General features: G+C 63.6%; 11 protein-coding genes. 6 read left to right on the top strand and 5 right to left on the bottom strand.

Annotated elements, in window-relative coordinates; translation table 11 throughout:
• Window positions 1-128: 128 nt before the first annotated feature.
• The 4 genes from ACQCO7_RS24055 to ACQCO7_RS24040 all read right to left on the bottom strand — a co-directional run bounded on the left by ACQCO7_RS24055 (window position 129) and on the right by ACQCO7_RS24040 (window position 5,319).
• On the bottom strand, window positions 129-848 hold the full coding sequence (locus tag ACQCO7_RS24055) for a hypothetical protein (RefSeq protein ID WP_363173706.1): 720 nt from the start codon (window positions 846-848) through the stop codon (window positions 129-131).
• A gap of 75 nt (window positions 849-923) precedes the next feature.
• A complete protein-coding gene (locus ACQCO7_RS24050) occupies window positions 924-1,835 on the bottom strand; it encodes a phospholipase D family protein (protein WP_464073774.1) in 912 nt (303 codons plus the stop codon).
• Complete coding sequence (locus tag ACQCO7_RS24045) at window positions 1,832-3,703, bottom strand: ATP-binding protein (protein WP_363173702.1); 1,872 nt, start codon at window positions 3,701-3,703, stop codon at window positions 1,832-1,834. Before ACQCO7_RS24045 ends, ACQCO7_RS24050 begins: the two co-directional genes overlap by 4 nt.
• Window positions 3,700-5,319 (bottom strand): DEAD/DEAH box helicase, encoded by a 1,620-nt coding sequence (locus ACQCO7_RS24040; protein ID WP_464073773.1) that lies wholly within the window; start codon window positions 5,317-5,319, stop codon window positions 3,700-3,702. Before ACQCO7_RS24040 ends, ACQCO7_RS24045 begins: the two co-directional genes overlap by 4 nt.
• A gap of 443 nt (window positions 5,320-5,762) precedes the next feature.
• Here ACQCO7_RS24040 and ACQCO7_RS24035 point away from each other — a divergent pair, with 443 nt between their 5' ends.
• From ACQCO7_RS24035 to ACQCO7_RS24010, 6 genes are all read left to right on the top strand, one after another.
• Window positions 5,763-6,932 (top strand): cysteine desulfurase family protein, encoded by a 1,170-nt coding sequence (locus tag ACQCO7_RS24035; protein WP_363173700.1) that lies wholly within the window; start codon window positions 5,763-5,765, stop codon window positions 6,930-6,932.
• A 57-nt stretch (window positions 6,933-6,989) separates the two neighbouring features.
• Window positions 6,990-8,087, top strand: a complete 1,098-nt coding sequence (locus ACQCO7_RS24030) for a DUF4007 family protein (protein ID WP_363173699.1) — start codon at window positions 6,990-6,992, stop codon at window positions 8,085-8,087.
• Window positions 8,084-11,653, top strand: a complete 3,570-nt coding sequence (locus ACQCO7_RS24025) for an ATP-binding protein (protein ID WP_464073772.1) — start codon at window positions 8,084-8,086, stop codon at window positions 11,651-11,653. Before ACQCO7_RS24030 ends, ACQCO7_RS24025 begins: the two co-directional genes overlap by 4 nt.
• A gap of 2 nt (window positions 11,654-11,655) precedes the next feature.
• The gene (locus ACQCO7_RS24020; protein ID WP_363173697.1) at window positions 11,656-12,492 is read left to right on the top strand and encodes a phosphoadenosine phosphosulfate reductase family protein; all 837 of its coding nucleotides are present in this window, start codon (window positions 11,656-11,658) and stop codon (window positions 12,490-12,492) included.
• A gap of 143 nt (window positions 12,493-12,635) precedes the next feature.
• Window positions 12,636-13,241, top strand: coding sequence for a hypothetical protein (locus ACQCO7_RS24015; protein WP_363173008.1), 606 nt, complete (start codon window positions 12,636-12,638; stop codon window positions 13,239-13,241).
• 27 nt (window positions 13,242-13,268) lie between these two features.
• Window positions 13,269-14,570 (top strand): DNA sulfur modification protein DndB, encoded by a 1,302-nt coding sequence (locus tag ACQCO7_RS24010; protein ID WP_363173007.1) that lies wholly within the window; start codon window positions 13,269-13,271, stop codon window positions 14,568-14,570.
• Window positions 14,571-14,645: 75 nt separating this feature from the next.
• Here ACQCO7_RS24010 and ACQCO7_RS24005 read toward each other — a convergent pair whose 3' ends face one another.
• Window positions 14,646-15,884 carry a DUF6236 family protein gene (locus ACQCO7_RS24005; protein WP_363173006.1) on the bottom strand — a complete coding sequence of 413 codons (1,239 nt, stop codon included), beginning with the start codon at window positions 15,882-15,884 and terminating at the stop codon, window positions 14,646-14,648.
• Window positions 15,885-16,063 lie beyond the last annotated feature (179 nt).

Below are 16,063 nucleotides of genomic sequence, written 5' to 3'. Positions count from 1 at the left end.
AAGTGCGAGAGACTCTATTGACTCAAACTCTGAAGTCAAGTGTTACTCTCATGACGGCTGAAGCGCCACCACAACGCGGAAAGGTGTGACCCTGATGGAGGCCGAGCATCGGACGGGAGCGGCTAACCTCAGCGCTTGGGCCGGATCACCACGGACAGCCCCTCCGCGAGCGCCTGGGATACAAACTGCGCAGCTTCCGCCTCTTCACCTGGCTGGAAGGTCTGCGACAGGGGCAACGGCTTGTTCGGCGGCGGCGACGATGGAGGCGTCGTCTTACGGCCGCGCGGCTTTTGTAGTGCGTGACCGCCAGCTCTGACTCGCTCGACATCTTCTGCTCTGACATCACGCCCGCGACGGGCGGCATCGTTCAGGACCGTTTCCAGGAGCCAGAGAGGGGATCCTGACAGTGAAAGGTCAGGCTCGGCAATGGTCTTCCGGTTACGCCAACGAGAGATGGTCTGCTCATCAACATGGCAGACCACAGCGACCTCCTTGATGCCTAGGATCACAGGTAGGCGGGACTTGTCGTCAACCTCGTACCCGTCAGGCTGGCGTTCTCGGTATGCACGCAACCGATCGCTAGTTGCCACGCGGCCTGAGTGTCCGTCGAGACGCAGGACGGTAGCGAGCAACCAGTACGGATTTCCAGAGGCAAGAAGGTCTGGCTCCGGGAGGGTCCCCTCGGTACGCCAGAGCTGCGAGGTCTGCCGCTTGACGTCGTAGAGTGCGGCAATCTCGGTATGGCCGAGCAGGTATGGGGTACGCGCCGCAGCCATTCCCTGCACCCTTTCGATAGTCGCGGCAACCAGTACCAGCGGGCTAAAGGTAACGCTCCTGGCCTCCAGCATCAGCTGGCCTCGCCGAGCTCTGGCACTAGCACCTCTTTGGACCCACAGCCGCATCGCCATGGGTACAGGACTGCGTCACATGACCTGTCGACCTTGCCGAATCTCCCACGGGCCGATGGGCACGAGATGGATCTCGTCAAAGTAGCGCAGCCACTCGGCGATTGTCTCTGTGGACCTACGGGCCCGCTCCTCCGTGCAACCGACACTGCCCATCAATTCTCGCTGGACATCGTCCATATTGAGACGTCCCGCCTCAACGAGGCGCTGGACTTCAGGAATAGCCCGGAGTCGGGACAGGACGGCATTGCCAAACGCCTGCTCACCCAACCCTGGAGCCACGTCGAGGGCCGCGAGATCCCGAAGGATCCCGGCAAGTACATCGCGACCGATCTTGCCGTGTCGTCCGTTGTACACGCCATAAAGCCTTGTCGGGTTTCTGGTCTCCGGCAGCCATGGAATCGGGCGTTCGTCATGGCCAGCGACGAGCACTCGCGGAGCTTCCTCGTCTGCTTGGAAGAGGTCGGCCTGTTTCCTGATCTGATGCGCAAGGTCTATCGTCCCGGGTACCCCCGTGTCCTTGATAACACGGAGCAAACGCTGCACTTCGGGGTGCGCCGTACTGGTTTCGATCAACAGCTCGATGTTCGAGTCGGGAACAAGGCCTGTGGCCTTACCCGTGAGGTTCGCCGACCCAATCAGGCATACATCATCAGCAGCGTAGAGCTTGGCGTGCAAGTTGTGACACAACGCGATGGAAACGCGTCCGTCGGCCGCTGCCAGGTCTGCGATTTCCGGATCCGAGACACCTGCAGCGACTTCGGCGACCGACCAGCGAGTGACACACTGAATGTCCTGTACGTGGCTTGGGATAGCAGCGAGGGCAGCCTCGAAAACGTCCTTCTTTATAAATGGGGCAGCCAGGACGACCCGCTGAGTCGCACAGGCAAGCATCTGCTCGATCTGCCGCCAGATGTGGTCCTCCCTCACTCTTCGTCCTCATCGTCTGCGTCACTGGCGCCGAGGAACTCACTGGCGATTCGACCCCAGTCCTGGCGCATCTGCTTGGCACGCTTGCGAGGCAGTTCCGGCTGTTCGTCCTCGAAGCGCGCCCAGGAAAAGAGAAGGAGCTTGAAAGCGCTGGCTGCGCTGGCGAGACGCTCGGCGAGCTGCTCTCGCGTGGCACCCTCGATGTCGGAGTCGAGCACCGCGATCAAATCGCTGTAGACAGCGTGGTCCATGTTCAGGGCAACCTGCAGCACACCCGGGATGTACTCGACGTTGAAGAATGACGGAGAGTCAGGGTTTCGGCTGGTGATCAAGCGAACGTGTTTGCCTTGCGACATGGTCTCTTCGGTGATCCGCCTTGCGTCCACCGGAGTGTAATGATGTGTCTCCACAAGGCTTTTAAGCTGCAGCTCCTTGCTCTCCTCCGTGGTGATCTCTTCAGAGAGCTTGGTCGTCAGACTCGGCTGAGTCTCACGACTGCGGCGCTTGACCGCTTCTTCAACCTTGCTTTCAACCGCTTCATGCCGTTTGCGGCTTGTACCTGTCCCGAGGGTCTGTACATCCAGGTCTGATCGGAGTTTTCCGATCAGCTTCTCCCGAATATGGTAGACGATCTCGATGAGAGGAAGCCGTGGATTTCCCTCATCCCGCAGCTGCTCGCGGAACTCTTCCCAGGATAGTCCTGCAGCATCATCTCTCCAATTAAAGTTCGCCAGGCTGGAGAAGGTAGTGGCTGCCTGCTTGTTGTTGGTAACGCCGAAGACCTCGTCGAGGGCCGGAGGAAAATCGATTTCGATGCCCCACCAGCGCTCAACCGGGCTAGAAGGGTTGACCCAGCCCGTGTCGAGGTCAAGTTCCCGGTCGGCACGGATCAGCGAAATGCCGAGGTTCCTTCTTGCGTGCTTGCCCCAAGGCGTGTCACCAGGATTGAGGCTCGACGAGATGGTGGTGGGCCACCGGGCACCCTCAACGTCGGGACGACGCGCGGCATCTACCGCAATGGAGGAACGGACGAGGACGGGGTAATCCTTGCCGTCTGGAGCTCGAACCCAAAACCGTTCGACGCCGATCTCGCCAGCGTTCCCCCCTCCATGGGCGCGGAACATCGGTCGCACGTCGAAGGGTTCGGGTGTTGCGCTGGGGGTCATTAGGTACAGCGGGTCGTTGATCCTCGCATACCGGCAGCCCGGCAGCTGAGCCCAACCTCGGGCGGGGACGAGCTTGATGCGCGTCCCCTTCGCGATCAGACGCCGGTAGATGCGTCCGATCAAGGCCTCCGTGTTGTTGAGCGTCGTTTCAGCGCCCCGCCACTGCACCCGCTCCAGCTCGCTCCACTGCACGAGGGTTCCGGTAGGGCCGAGACCCTCAGCCAGCGCCTGCCATTCGTCTGGGAGACTATCGGGCTTGGGTTCGGGTACCTCTTCAAGGCCCCCCGTGGCAATTTGCTTGAGGTCGAGATAGGTATGGAGTGCGTTATCGGGACCGTTCGTCCATGACCAGACATCAACCCGATCACACTGAGAGATGCTGGAGTTGGGCAGCCCGACGCCAAAACGCCCTATCCCGTTGCGACCCTGGCGGGTGCCAGCGCCAATACGCAGGGAGTGCCGAAGCGTCTCCGCGCCCATACCGCTGCCGTTGTCCAGAACAGCGATCTTCTCGATACGATGCCGCCCCCTCAATCCGGGCCGGTCGACGGCCTCCACGGCAAACAGCTCGACAAGTTCGGCGCCGGCCTCGATTCCGTTGTCGATCAATTCGGCGATGGCATGAGCCGTCGACTTATAGCCGCTGTCCTGCAGTGCCTTGACCGTTAGATCCGGCGTCACGATCGAGTACTTGGATGTCATGGGGCCTTCCACACGTCTTCCCAGTTGGTGAATGCGTCTGCCACGTCTCCGAAGCCCGGGAGTGTGGGATCAACAACGGTCACTACGTCGCAATTCGGGGTGCCGCCGGCTTTGGGCCCGCGGATGACCCGTCCGACCATCTGGCTGTAGAGCACGAGGGAACGGGTGGGTCGTGCAATGACAGCAGCACTCGCCGCCGGGGCGTCGAATCCAGTTGTGAGAACACCGTAGTTGGACAAGACCATCGGCCGAGTACCGGTGCCCTTGAAACGGTTGATGACCCGATCGCGGTGCCGTGGTGAGGATTCGGCGGTGACCTGTTCGGCGTCGAGTCCGAATACGGACAGGATGGCGACCAGCAGTCGGCTGTGTTCGACGGAGGCGGCGAACAGCAGGATCCGGCGGTGATGCTGGCTCAGGTCGAGGATGGTGCGTACCACCTGCAGGTTCCACTGCACGTTGTCGGCAAGCCGCCCGATCAAAGCTTCGGGGATATCAAAGGATGCGGCCAGTGCCTGCTTGTCCCGCGTACTGAGCTGCATGCCGGAGTCGGCAGCCACGGTGCGGAAGTCCGGCCGTGCGAGGTACCCCTGCTCAATGAGGGCGGTAACAGGGTTGTCGTAGCCGTCGATCTCCAGCATCACCTTCTGGCGGGCGAAGAAATCGGACAGCTTCTCGTCTTCGGAAATGTTGGCCCAGGTGCGGCCCGGGGTGGCTGTCAATCCCATCAAGCTAGCGTCGCTACGTAGCGTGAGCGAATCGACAATCCTGCGGTAGGTGGGGGCGATGGCCTGATGGGCCTCATCGAAGACCGTGAGCGTGGCGGTCAGGGCGAGCCGGTCCAGGAAGGTCGGATCAGCCTTGGCGGCTGCGCTGGCCTTGTCGAGACCGAGCACGACGATCCCGTCCGTCAGGCCATCGAGATTGGTGGGAGAATCGCCCCACATCCGAAGGACGGTGGTTTCACGGTTGCCCAGGGCGCCCCATGCCCGCTCGAATTCCTCTGCGGCCTGCTCCAGAAGCTCTCGGCCACGAGCCAGCCACACTACGACGGTCGGCTCGCCCTGACGCAGGTGGTCGCAGATGAGGTTCATGCCTGTGCGGGTCTTCCCGACGCCGGTCGGCAGATGCAGCACGGCCCGGCGTTCCCCGGAGTACAGCAGGCGCCGCACCTTGCTGGCAGCGAGCCGTTGGTGGGGGAACATCGCGTAGGCGGGCTGACTGCTGCTGCGGAAGGAGACGGGGGCCTCGGGCGCCCGGTCGACGACCAGGCCGAGGAAGCCGAGAAGCGTACGGCGCTGTTCAAGCGACCACGGCTGCTCCTCAAGGAAGGTGCCCGGTTTGTCTGTACCTTCGAAGCCGAGCCGGCCAGCGAGTTCCGCCCGCTTGGCATCGGGCATCAATTGCAGGAGCTCTGCTCTCTCTTCGGGGTTACTGATCAGCTGTTCTGGCGACACGGCCGAGGCTGCAACCTTGCGGAGAGTCTCTTCGGTCCCGTTCCCGCCGTGAAGCAGATCGAGCAGCTCGCAGGCGTGCTCACCGAGCAGCCTCCTCACATAGGCCACGGGAGCTGCGTCGAGGAGCGACTGAAACGCGATGCCTGGAGATCCGGTCATGGTGTTCCCTGACTCGTACCTGCCTGACGAACACCCAGTATCTCCCGCAACCTTGATCCCTTGTCTCTGCGTGCGTCACATCACGGCGCGCATGAGGTGCGCCACGACCTGCGCACAAACCCTAGTGGGGACCACTGACACTCGCAGGACCCTCGACGGAATCCGCACCACCGGCTCTCACCAGCCGATGCGATCTGGCCATCGGAGAACTCAACTCCATCTTCCCGGCGCCCACTTCAGCTGTGGGCATCAGCCCTCACCCATGCGAACATTAGTTCTCAAGAGCGCATGCAACACGGGCACCGAACTGCACAAACCCGACCGGTTACCACACCTGCATCCTCGCCCGGCTAGGATCTCGGTGTACTACTGGTGGAAGCAGTCGCACCGGGCGACGACTTCCGCCAGCTCAGCGAACAGAGCGTCGCAAGGCGGGGTGGAGCATGACAGAACAGGATCTTGATTCAGATCTGGCATACCTGGACTACAACGCGACCGCACCGACACGCCCCGAGGCCGTCGCAGCCACTCTTGACGCCATGCGCACCGTGGGTAACGCCTCAAGCACACACCGCTCGGGTCGCGATGCGGCACTGCGCGTCGATGTGGCCCGTCGTCAGGTGGCCAATCTACTCAACTGCTCTCCCGGGGAGATCGTCTTCACCTCCGGGGCCACCGAGGCGAACAATCTCGCTCTACGTGCGGCGTTCAGCGCGGGCGGGGCTCTCGTGACGAGCGCAGTCGAACACCCCGCAGTACTGGAGACCGCTAGGGCCCTGACAAGCGACGCCCCCGAGTCGCTCATGCTGCTGTCGGTCGACGAAGACGGCCTGGTGGATCTGGACGGCCTCCACCTCGCGCTGGCCGCAAGTAGCGTAGCGATCGTTTCGTTGATGGCCGCCAACAACGAAACGGGCGTTCTGACGGACCTCGCCCCGATCGTCAAAGCTGCCCATGCGGCCGGCGCCCTGGTCCATACCGACGCGACTCAGATGGTCGGCCGGTTGCCGATCGACCTGCTGGAGAGCGATGTGGATCTGCTGTCGCTGTCAGCTCACAAGTTCGGAGGGCCGCAGGGCGTCGGTGCGCTGTTTGTTCGCCGCGGCATTGCCCTGCCCTACCGCCCACTGATCTTCGGCGGCGGGCAAGAGCGCGGCTGGCGGGCCGGAACCCTAAATGTCGCCGGTATCGCGGGTGCGGGAGCAGCGGCAGAAGCCTCCCGCCGCGACTTGATCAGTGACGGGACTCGAATCGCACAGTTGCGCGACTCTCTGGAACGCACGCTCGTTGAGCAGGCCGGCGATTGCCGGATCAACGGCGCGATCGGTCAGCGGCTTCCTGGGGTTACCAGCATCACGTTCCACGGCGCGCCGGCTGATGCGGTGCTCGCTGGCATGCCGGATGTGGCGGCCTCCGAGGGGAGCGCGTGCGCTGCCGGAGCACCAACTCCCAGCCATGTGCTCCTGGGCATGGGGCGCAGTCGGGAAGAAGCGGACTCCACGGTGCGGTTGTCCCTGGGGTACGCCACCACGGAGCACGATGTGGATCGGGCGGTGCCCTCCATCGTCCGGGCCGTGCGGAAGGTGCGAAAACTCCTGTCGGTCCCGATCTGATTTGGCGCATGAGCCTTGAAACCAACTGAAACCTGAACGGACACGGAGAAATCCCGCATGTCAGACACTCGGCTCGCGGAAGCCGCCCACTCCTCCTTCGCGCGCCATGAGACGTTCGCGCCGCGCTTTGGGTGGCTCCACAAGGCGTACATGCAGGTGAAGGACAACCCTGAGACGTTCCTCGCGGATGACGCTCCGGTGCAGCTCGGCGTCGGCAAGAACATGGTTTATTCCATGCGCTACTGGTCCCGAGCGTTCAAGCTCACCCGCGAGCACTATGGCGACGACACCAATTCGCGCGCCATGTTGTCGTTCCCGACGTGGGAGGCGCGATGGCTGCTCGACGAGCGTGGAGCCGACCCCTATTTGGAAGAGACCGGCAGCCTGTGGTTGCTGCACTGGTGGCTCCTCTGCTCCCGGCCGGGTGCCAAGAGCTGGGCTCCGGCTTGGTATGTCGCTTTCCAGATCGCGCCGTTCTCCCGGTTCACAGCGGAGGATCTGACACAGCTGATCGTGCGTCACGTCAACCTGTCCTTCCCCGAAGGGCCGGTGGAAGCCTCCATCGCCAAGGACGTCGACTGCATCACCAAGATGTACGCCCCCGCGCCCCGAGGGAAGATCGGCGCCCCAGGCGCGCTTGAGGACTTGCTCGCCTGCCCCTTCCGTGAACTCGGGCTACTGGAGCAGGTTGGGCAGCGGGGCAAGATGGAATGGCAGTTCACCACCGGTGTTCGCACCTCTTTGCCGGCCCGGATCGTGGCGTACGCCTGCCTTGACTACGCGGCCCGCACAACCCGCGGTGCTGGCTCCATCTCGCTCGCCCGCCTCGCCAACGAACACGGGGGTCCCGGCCGCGCGTTCCGTATCCGCGAACCGGATATCGCCGCCGCCCTGGAGAAAGTCTCCGGTGATCACTCGGGGCTGCAGATCGTCGAGGCGATCGGGCAGCAAAGCCTCGCGTTCTCATCTGATCCGTTCGAGTTGGCCTGGGACGTCTTGGACGATCAGTACGACCAGGTCCGGTCACGGCCGGGGTTCCCCACCCGCGAGGAGTGGGCACGCAAGTACCCCAAGCTCGCGGACGCCGAGAAGCGTGAGCGAAAGAACCAAGACGTCGTCGAGCCACAGCTCGCCCTGACCGAGGAGAACGTGTGACCACCGCGACCCCCACGCGGCGCAGTGCCGCCGGCAAGAACCCTGGTGGCCCGCAGTTCCCCACCGGCATCGCCTTGGTCGGCTCACAGATGCGCTCGACCAATCTGGAACGCGACGTCCAGACCGAGCTGCACTCTCTCTACATCGGCACGCGTGCAGTCGACGTCCTCGAACGCGTTACGAGTTCCCTCGGTAATTTGCGCCGTCCCCGGTCCTGGTCCTTCACCGGACCCTACGGTTCCGGCAAGTCCACCCTGACCAACCTCATCGATGCCCTCCTCGGTTATGACAAGGTCCGCCGTACCGAAGCCGAGTCCCTACTCGGCGCCACCAGCCCCAGCCTCGCCAAGCGCCTGCCCGCCGGCCGGGAGCAGCTCGCCCCGGCCGGCTTCCTCGGCGCCGTCGCCACGGCCCGCCGCGAGCCGCTCGTCGCGACGCTGTCGCGGGCTCTCCACACCGCTGCTCAACGCCGCTGGAAGACCCGCCCGCCCAAGGCAGTCGCTGCATCCCTTGCCGCCTGCACCGACCCTGCAACGACGTCGCCGCAGGACATCCTGAACGCCGTCGAGGCCCTGTGTGCGCTGCAGCCGCTGCTGCTGGTCATCGACGAGTTCGGCAAGACCCTTGAGCACCTTGCCGGTCACAGCGAGTTCGCCAGCACCAAGGACGACCTGTTCCTGTTGCAGGAACTCGCCGAGAAGAGCGCCGGCGATCAGGGTCTGCCGCTGTTCATGATGACGCTGCAGCACATGTCGTTCATGGACTACGCCGCCCGCTCCAGCGAGCTGCAGACCCGCGAGTGGGCGAAGATCCAGGGCCGGTTCGAGGACATCACCTTCACCCCGCACCTTGGCGACGCCGTCCAGCTGATGCGCCGTCGGCTCGACCAGTCCGCTGCTCCCGAGGCCGGCCAGAAGCTGATCCGGGCCCAGGCCGTGGCTGCCGAGAAGGCCTGGGAACATCACGGCCTCAACACTGTTGTTGGCCTGAAGGCCCAAGACTTCGCGGACCTCTACCCGCTGCACCCGCTGACCGCGGTCGCCGCTCCTCTCCTCGCGGCTCAGATCGGCCAGCACGACCGCAGTCTGACGAACTTCCTCAACAGCGACGAGCCCAACACGGTCCGCCGCTCGCTGGATCTGTTCTCGCTCGCCGAACCGCAGCGGGCCAGCACCATCCAGTTGCCGCAGCTGTACGACTTCTTCCTCGACTCCGGCCGTACGTCCCTCCTGGCCTCCACCAACGCTGGGCGCTGGATCGAAATCGAAGCCAGGGTCACCGAGGCCAACGGACTGTCCACGGCCGATCAGAACCTGCTGCGCACCATCGGCATGCTGAATCTGATCGACTCGGACGGTGCTCTGCGAGCGACTGCCGCCATGATCTACTTTGCGCTGCATGAGCCGTCGGACGGGGCGGACGCTAAGGCTTTCGCTGCCCTTGAGGACCAGTTGCAGAGCCTGGTGGACCGGGGCTTCCTGGTGCACCGAAAGTTCAACGGTGAGTACAGGGCATGGCTCGGCACGGACGTGGACATCGACGGCCGTCTGAAGGACATCACCAACCATCTCGACAACACGTACGTCATCCAAAGGCTCGGCGAGTACCTGCCGCAGGCGCTCACCGCCGGACGCCACAGCCAGGTCACTGGGATGATGCGCGCCCTGTTCACCCGCGTCACCGGCCCTGAGACCAAAAGCATCAAGGGTCCGAACGAACTCAATGACCACGCTGACGGACTGCTCGTCTTCCACCTCGGCACGACCGAGGACCGACCCGTGGTCAAGTCCTCGCTGCCGGTGGTCCTCGGAGTCACCGAGGAACCAGAACTCGTCGTAAGCGCTGCGACCTACCTCGTAGCCCTCCAGGAGCTGCTGCTCGACAAGTCGTTGGACCCAGTGGCACTGCGTGAGATCAGGGAACGCACAACAGGGGCCAAACGCGAGCTCCTGGAACTCCTCGACGCGGCCTTCTACCCGCAGACCCAGCGTGCGACCTGGCGACTGTGGCGATCGGGGATCTCCGCCGACGACGGCGAAGGTGAGGTGATCGAGGGCCGCAGCCTCAGCGGACTGGCCTCGATCGCTTGCGACCGCGTTTTCTCGGCCACCCCGCACATCCGCAATGAGATGCTCGGTCGCCACGAACTCACCAGCCAGGGTGCGAAGGCTCGCCGCGAACTGCTCACCGCGATGCTGCTGAAGTCCGGTGAACGGTATCTCGGCATCGCCAAGCACCCAGCCGAGCGTGCCATGTACAGCGGGGCCCTGGAATACATGGGCCTGCACCGGGAGAACACGGGGGCTCTCGCCGACGACTCCTCCACCTCCTTGTTCCCTTACGGCTTCTCCCGTCCTGGCGACTCCCATCCGCACACCCTCGCGGTCTGGGAGGCCCTGGAGGCGTCACTCACCGCAGCGAACAAGCGCACCAATCTCGACGAGATCTTCCGCGCCCTGATGGTGCCGCCCTACGGCGTCAAGGCCGGCGCCGTGCCGCTGCTGGTGGTCACTGCACTGATCCTGCGCAGCCAGGACGTAGCGCTGTTCGAGGAGGGCACATACCTGCCCCGGCTTACACCCGACATCGTCGAGCGCATGCTCAAGGCACCGAAGCGCTTCTCCGTTAAGTCCACGCCGCTCGGCGACGGCCTGCGCCAGAGCGTCGTAAAGAACCTGTCCCTTGCGCTGAAGGTGGACTCTCCACGCTCTCAGGCTCTCCGTAATCCAGCATTGCTCGCGGTGACCCGAGCGCTGATGGAGCGGGTGATGGTCCTGACCCCCTACGCCCGCCGCACCAAGCGCATCAGCCAGGACGCCATCGCTGTCCGAACCGTCCTGCTCACAGCTCAGGACCCGGACGACTTGCTCTTCCACACGCTGCCGCAGGCCTTGGGCCTCGATCCGATCAGCCCCGAGGCCCGGATCAGCAGCAGCGGCAACAAGGGTTACGCAGAACGGCTCGCTGCCGCAGCGGAGGAACTCTCCGGGGCGGAGAGGGCACTGCGTGCCGAGGTCGTCGAGACCATCAGCCGTGAGTTCCGTGTCTCCTCTTCGCTGCCGAAGCTTCGCCGTGAGCTTGCCGCACGGCTCAAGGGCTTCGCCGGAGTCTCCCTGAGTCTGGAATTGCGCGGCTTCGTTGCTATCGCGCTCAACGAGTATCTGTCGGACGATGACTGGCTCGATCCACTGATCGTTCGGCTGTCGAACTCGGCCCTCGGCGACTGGTCCGACAACGATGCGGCCGTCTTCTCCCGACGTGTCAAGGAGATGGCTGCCGCTCTCGACCGGGTCAGCCACCTCTACGAGAGTCGCGAACAGAGCACCGACCAGACCGAGAACCTCCAAGCGCGCCTGCTCACGCTCACGGACAACGACGGCGTCGAACAGCGGACGCTGATCTACGTCCCGGAGCAGTCCCGGCAGGAGGCCGAGAGCCTCGCTGTCAGTGTCCTGGAGCAAGCTAGGAACATGCTCGGTCCGGACGGCGCCCGCATTCTGCTTGCCGCCCTCGCCCAGCGCGTAACCGAGCCCGCTACCAACACCGAAGCCGAGAGGACGGAGTGACCATGACCGACGACACCACTCCCAAGAAGAGGGTCCGGCACGTCCTAGGCCTGTCCGGCGGCAAAGACTCCTCCGCATTGGCGATCTACATGCGTGACCGAGTGCCGGAGATGGAGTACTTCTTCTGCGACACCGGGGCCGAACTGCCAGAGACCTACGAGTACCTCAACAAGCTTGAGGCAGCGGTCGGCAAGCCCATCACAAGGCTGAACACAGACCGGGACTTCGATCACTGGCTGGAGGTTTACCAAGGCACGCTGCCGAGCCCCCAGATGCGCTGGTGCACCAAGAACCTGAAGATCAAGCCGTTGGAAGAGTGGGTCGGCGAGGACGAGGTGATCTCCTACGTCGCCATCCGCGCGGACGAGAACAGGCTCGGCTACGTCAGTACCAAGCCCAACATCACCGCGGTCTTCCCTTTCCGCGAGGACGGCATCGACCGCGAAGGTGTCGGCCGCATCCTCGACGAGGCGGGCACCGGTCTGCCGGGCTACTACGAGTGGCGCACCCGCTCGGGCTGCTACTTCTGCTTCTTCCAGCGCAAGCATGAATGGGTCGGGCTGAAGGATCGTCACCCCGAGCTGTTCGACAAGGCCGTGGCGTACGAGGAGAAAATCCGGCACCAAGGGACCGCCATGCAGGGGCGCGACTACACCTGGTCACAGGGAGAGTCACTGCACCAGCTAATAGAGCGTCGGGAAGACATCGAGGCGAAGCATCAGGATGCGCTCGATCGTGCTGCAAAGCGCGTGAAGCCGAACCGACCTCTGCTGGAGGTCCTGTCCGACGCCCTGGATTCGGATGACGACGAGGCCGGCTGCTCGGTCTGTCACCTCTGATTGACCCCAAGTTCCCTAGTAGGCCCCAATGGTGACGGTTGATCACTATCGGGGCCTACTTTCGTCTCATCGCACCGACTGTCAGTGCCGCGTGTAAGGATGTTCCTCCATCTACCGCCGCTGCAGCCGGAGTGCCTTGAGGAATGGCGATACCAGACACCCACGAGCGCTCCGTCATCCGCCACCGCACTGAAGCCGGCCCTTCGCTGGACATCCGACTCGGCATCGCTCCCATGCTCGATGTCCCGGCCCACAAAGTCCTGCAGGACGACCTGGAGGAGCATGCCTCTCTCTGGGAACAAGCCCTCGCGGTCGAGAGCCTCGGCAGCGCACTACCTGACGAGGCCGGGCTTTACATGTTCGTCTGGCGCCCATCGATCAGGCTCGCGATGGCTGACGACTCACGGAGCAGCTTCCACCAGGTTCTCTACATAGGCCAGGCAGGTGGATCAGGACAACGTGGCAACACGCTCCGAAACAGGTACAAGGACTACAAGAAGCACCTTCGAGGCAACCCCGAGCACCTCTGGACCGAGGAGCCTCCAACCACCCGGGCCGGCCGACTCACGCACTACCTTGCCCTTCGCCCCCTGGAGTTCTGGTTCGCCACAGTTGAAGACCGCGCCAAGATCAAGAACCTAGAGGCCCGGCTGATCAACTTGTACAACCCACCTCTGAACAACCAGAACCGGCCGAAGCTGCGTGGCCGGCTCAGCAGCATCCCCCAACCGGCTCTGCGCGATAGCTGACTTCAGCATCCCGACATCGAGGAAGACATGGCATCCAAGACCTTCGTCCCCGCCTTCAAGGCCCAGGTGGGCAACTGGACCTACTACTCCTGCTTGATGAGCTACGCGCAGGTGGCGCGCGAGATCAACTTCGCGCATGAACTCGGGGGGAATCAGGACCTCGGCACCATGATCCAGCGAGGCGTCGGAACTCGCACAGCGCAGATCACTGACTACCTGCTCAGCAACGAGAACCGTTTCCTCGGAGCCATCATCATCGCGGTCTGGGGCGGGGATCCCAACTACCTTGAAGTATCGATGGACACGGACGACGCGAACCAGGCAGTTCTTGCCGGCCTCGACCGCAACTTCGGCGTCCTCACCTTCGATGGAACGCAACAGTTCTTCGCCCTCGACGGTCAGCACCGGCTCAAGGCGATCAAGGATGCGATCAAGCGGGACCCCGACTTGGGCGGCGAAGACATCAACGTCATCGTCGTACCCCACTTCGACACCCCGGACGGACGTCGACGCACTAGGCGGTTGTTCACCAACATCAACCGCAACGCCAAGAGCACCAACGCGCAGGAGAACATCGCGCTCGACGAGGACGACAGCTTCGCCATTCTCACCCGCCGCCTGCTCGACGATCACCCCTTCCTGAGCCGGGACAAGGTCGTCCTCGTGTTCAGCAAGGTCGGCCAGGATGGCGAACTGGTCCTCGCCCAGCGCTCGATCACCGCCACTAGCCCAGCCTGGAGCACAATCGGCGTGCTCTATGACGTCGTCAAGGAAATCGGCTTCGACCTCCCCTGCACCGCGGAGCAGTCGACGCAACGGGCTACGGACGATCTCCTCGACCAGAGCTACGACATCCTCGCGACTCGTGTCCAGGATCTCCTTGATGCCTGCGGGAACCTACGTCAGCGCTACCTCACCGCCCAGGCCCCCAAGGACGTGCGCGCACCGAAGGGCCGAGATGGAGCCGGCCACCCGTTCATGCGCCCGGCAGTCCAGGTGCAAGTTGCACGGGCCGTACGACACATCCTGGAACAGGAAACACTGGAGTGGGAAGAGCTGATGAAGCGCCTGTCAGCCCTGGACTGGAAGATGTCAGCAGCGCCCTTCTCATCCATGTGGATCGAGACTCCTGAGGGGAAGCAGCAGGGCAAGATGGCCAGCGGTAAGGACCACACCCAGCTGCTCTACGACCTGCTTCTCGTCCACCTGGCCCCGCGCACAAAGGTACAGATCAGTAGGGCACTTCGTTCCTACTCCGACCTCATGAAGACCAAGTACCCGGTCCCGGTGGAGTCGTTGACCGCCCTTGTTCCGATCGAGGCTGACTGAATCAACCAGTGCCTCAAGTGCCGCATTAGATCCCGCCGCTGTGCCAGGGCATCCGCTGCTCTGGCGAGGACACGATCACACACCCGTACCGACACCCCGGGCGAGGCTCCGGGAGATGCGTTGGACGAGTGACGCGGGTTGCAGGTTGCGCTCAATCCTGAGCAGGTAGCCGACCGGGGAGTTGCGCAGCTGCGTATCACGGGCTTCTGCGGTTGCCTGGCGCATCGTAGCTGCGCCAAGAGCTACTCCGGCTGCGGTCACGGGCCCCTGGCCAGCCACGGTCGCGAGCAGTGTGGTGAGGGATCCAAGTTCGAATTTGTAGTTCATGATGCCGGTGGCTGTCTTGAGGTGCAGCCCGTTCATGGCCTTCCGGAGGTCTTGCAAAGGTGACTTGAAGCGGCTCTCGAAGTCGACCTTGAGGTGTTCCCTCAGCGCCTGGGGATCCTCGATGCCAGCAAGGTTCACCTCCAGGTCGGAGGCGGCAGCGGAAACCGCGCTGGTGAAGGCCGTGAACTCGGCTTCGTAGCGCTGCCGCAGGTTGATGATCTTCTCGACAGGCACGTCGTCGAGGCTCGCCGGCAGCACGAATTTCAGCGCCATGAGCCCGATGTGGCGGGCGAAGTCGCTGTCTACTGCCGGGGTCCGCCGGTCCAGAAGGGCCTCAGCGATACGGTCGGTGTCCCAGCCGTCCGTTGCGCTGTGGGCGGCGACCTGGTCGGTAGTCGGTGCGTAGCGCGTGCGTCGCGCCAACTCTTCGGTGAGCGCGCACTTGTAGACCCACGCCAGAGTGGGGTCGGTGGCAACCCATCGCAGGAAAAGCGGGTCGGCGAGCCGGGATCGCGTGGTTGCGACGGCGAGTCCTGAGTCGAAAAGCGCGCTGCGAAGTCCGGGCTCGAGCTCGTCCCAATAGAGGCCGGCGAGCGGGCGCATATCAACCGGCAGCGTGAGGTGATCGGTCTGCGAAGTCGGCTCCACCGTCACTACGGGGGAACTGCCGCCTACGTGGGGAGGTTCGTGGGACGAGTTTGTCTGCATGCCACGCGCTGCATCGGCCAGGTAGCGCTCGCGCAATTCGGTACCGTGATCATTCAGGACACGCAGAAAGCGCGGAGCGACCGCTTGGGCAGCTTCCTGCGGATCGACGTCCACGAGGAAGTCCAGCTCGGTGCGGAGAGCGGTCGCCGTCTCGTGGTCGACGACCGGAAAGCCGCGGGGAACCACCCGTGCCATGCGAGGCCAGTAGAGGGCGGCTATCTTCATCCATTTCTCGTCCCGGAAATGGATGTACGGGTAGTAGAGACCGATGCGTTGCACCGCGGTCCTTCCTGGCTCACCATCACTCGTATCGCCAGCCCGGGACCTCGCCTCAGCGGTTGGCCGACGGCCTCCACCATGGACATCCACCGGGCGGCGGTGATCTGCAGTACATCACGAAGCACCCGCCCGCCCGGAATACTGCCCGACCCTGGGGCGATTGTTCGATGGAAGGTGCT

The organism is Streptomyces saintjeani (assembly GCF_055409605.1).
Note: the sequence above shows the minus strand (reverse complement) of the source record. Positions and strands in the feature narration are given on the sequence as shown.

Excerpts from the sequence above, each read along its gene's own strand:
- ACQCO7_RS24055 (WP_363173706.1), bottom strand. The coding sequence starts at position 848 with ATGCTGGAGGCCAGGAGCGTTACCTTTAGCCCGCTGGTACTGGTTGCC.
- ACQCO7_RS24045 (WP_363173702.1), bottom strand. The coding sequence starts at position 3,703 with ATGACATCCAAGTACTCGATCGTGACGCCGGATCTAACGGTCAAGGCA.
- ACQCO7_RS24040 (WP_464073773.1), bottom strand. The coding sequence starts at position 5,319 with ATGACCGGATCTCCAGGCATCGCGTTTCAGTCGCTCCTCGACGCAGCT.
- ACQCO7_RS24035 (WP_363173700.1), top strand. The coding sequence starts at position 5,763 with ATGACAGAACAGGATCTTGATTCAGATCTGGCATACCTGGACTACAAC.
- ACQCO7_RS24030 (WP_363173699.1), top strand. The coding sequence starts at position 6,990 with ATGTCAGACACTCGGCTCGCGGAAGCCGCCCACTCCTCCTTCGCGCGC.
- ACQCO7_RS24020 (WP_363173697.1), top strand. The coding sequence starts at position 11,656 with ATGACCGACGACACCACTCCCAAGAAGAGGGTCCGGCACGTCCTAGGC.
- ACQCO7_RS24015 (WP_363173008.1), top strand. The coding sequence starts at position 12,636 with ATGGCGATACCAGACACCCACGAGCGCTCCGTCATCCGCCACCGCACT.
- ACQCO7_RS24010 (WP_363173007.1), top strand. The coding sequence starts at position 13,269 with ATGGCATCCAAGACCTTCGTCCCCGCCTTCAAGGCCCAGGTGGGCAAC.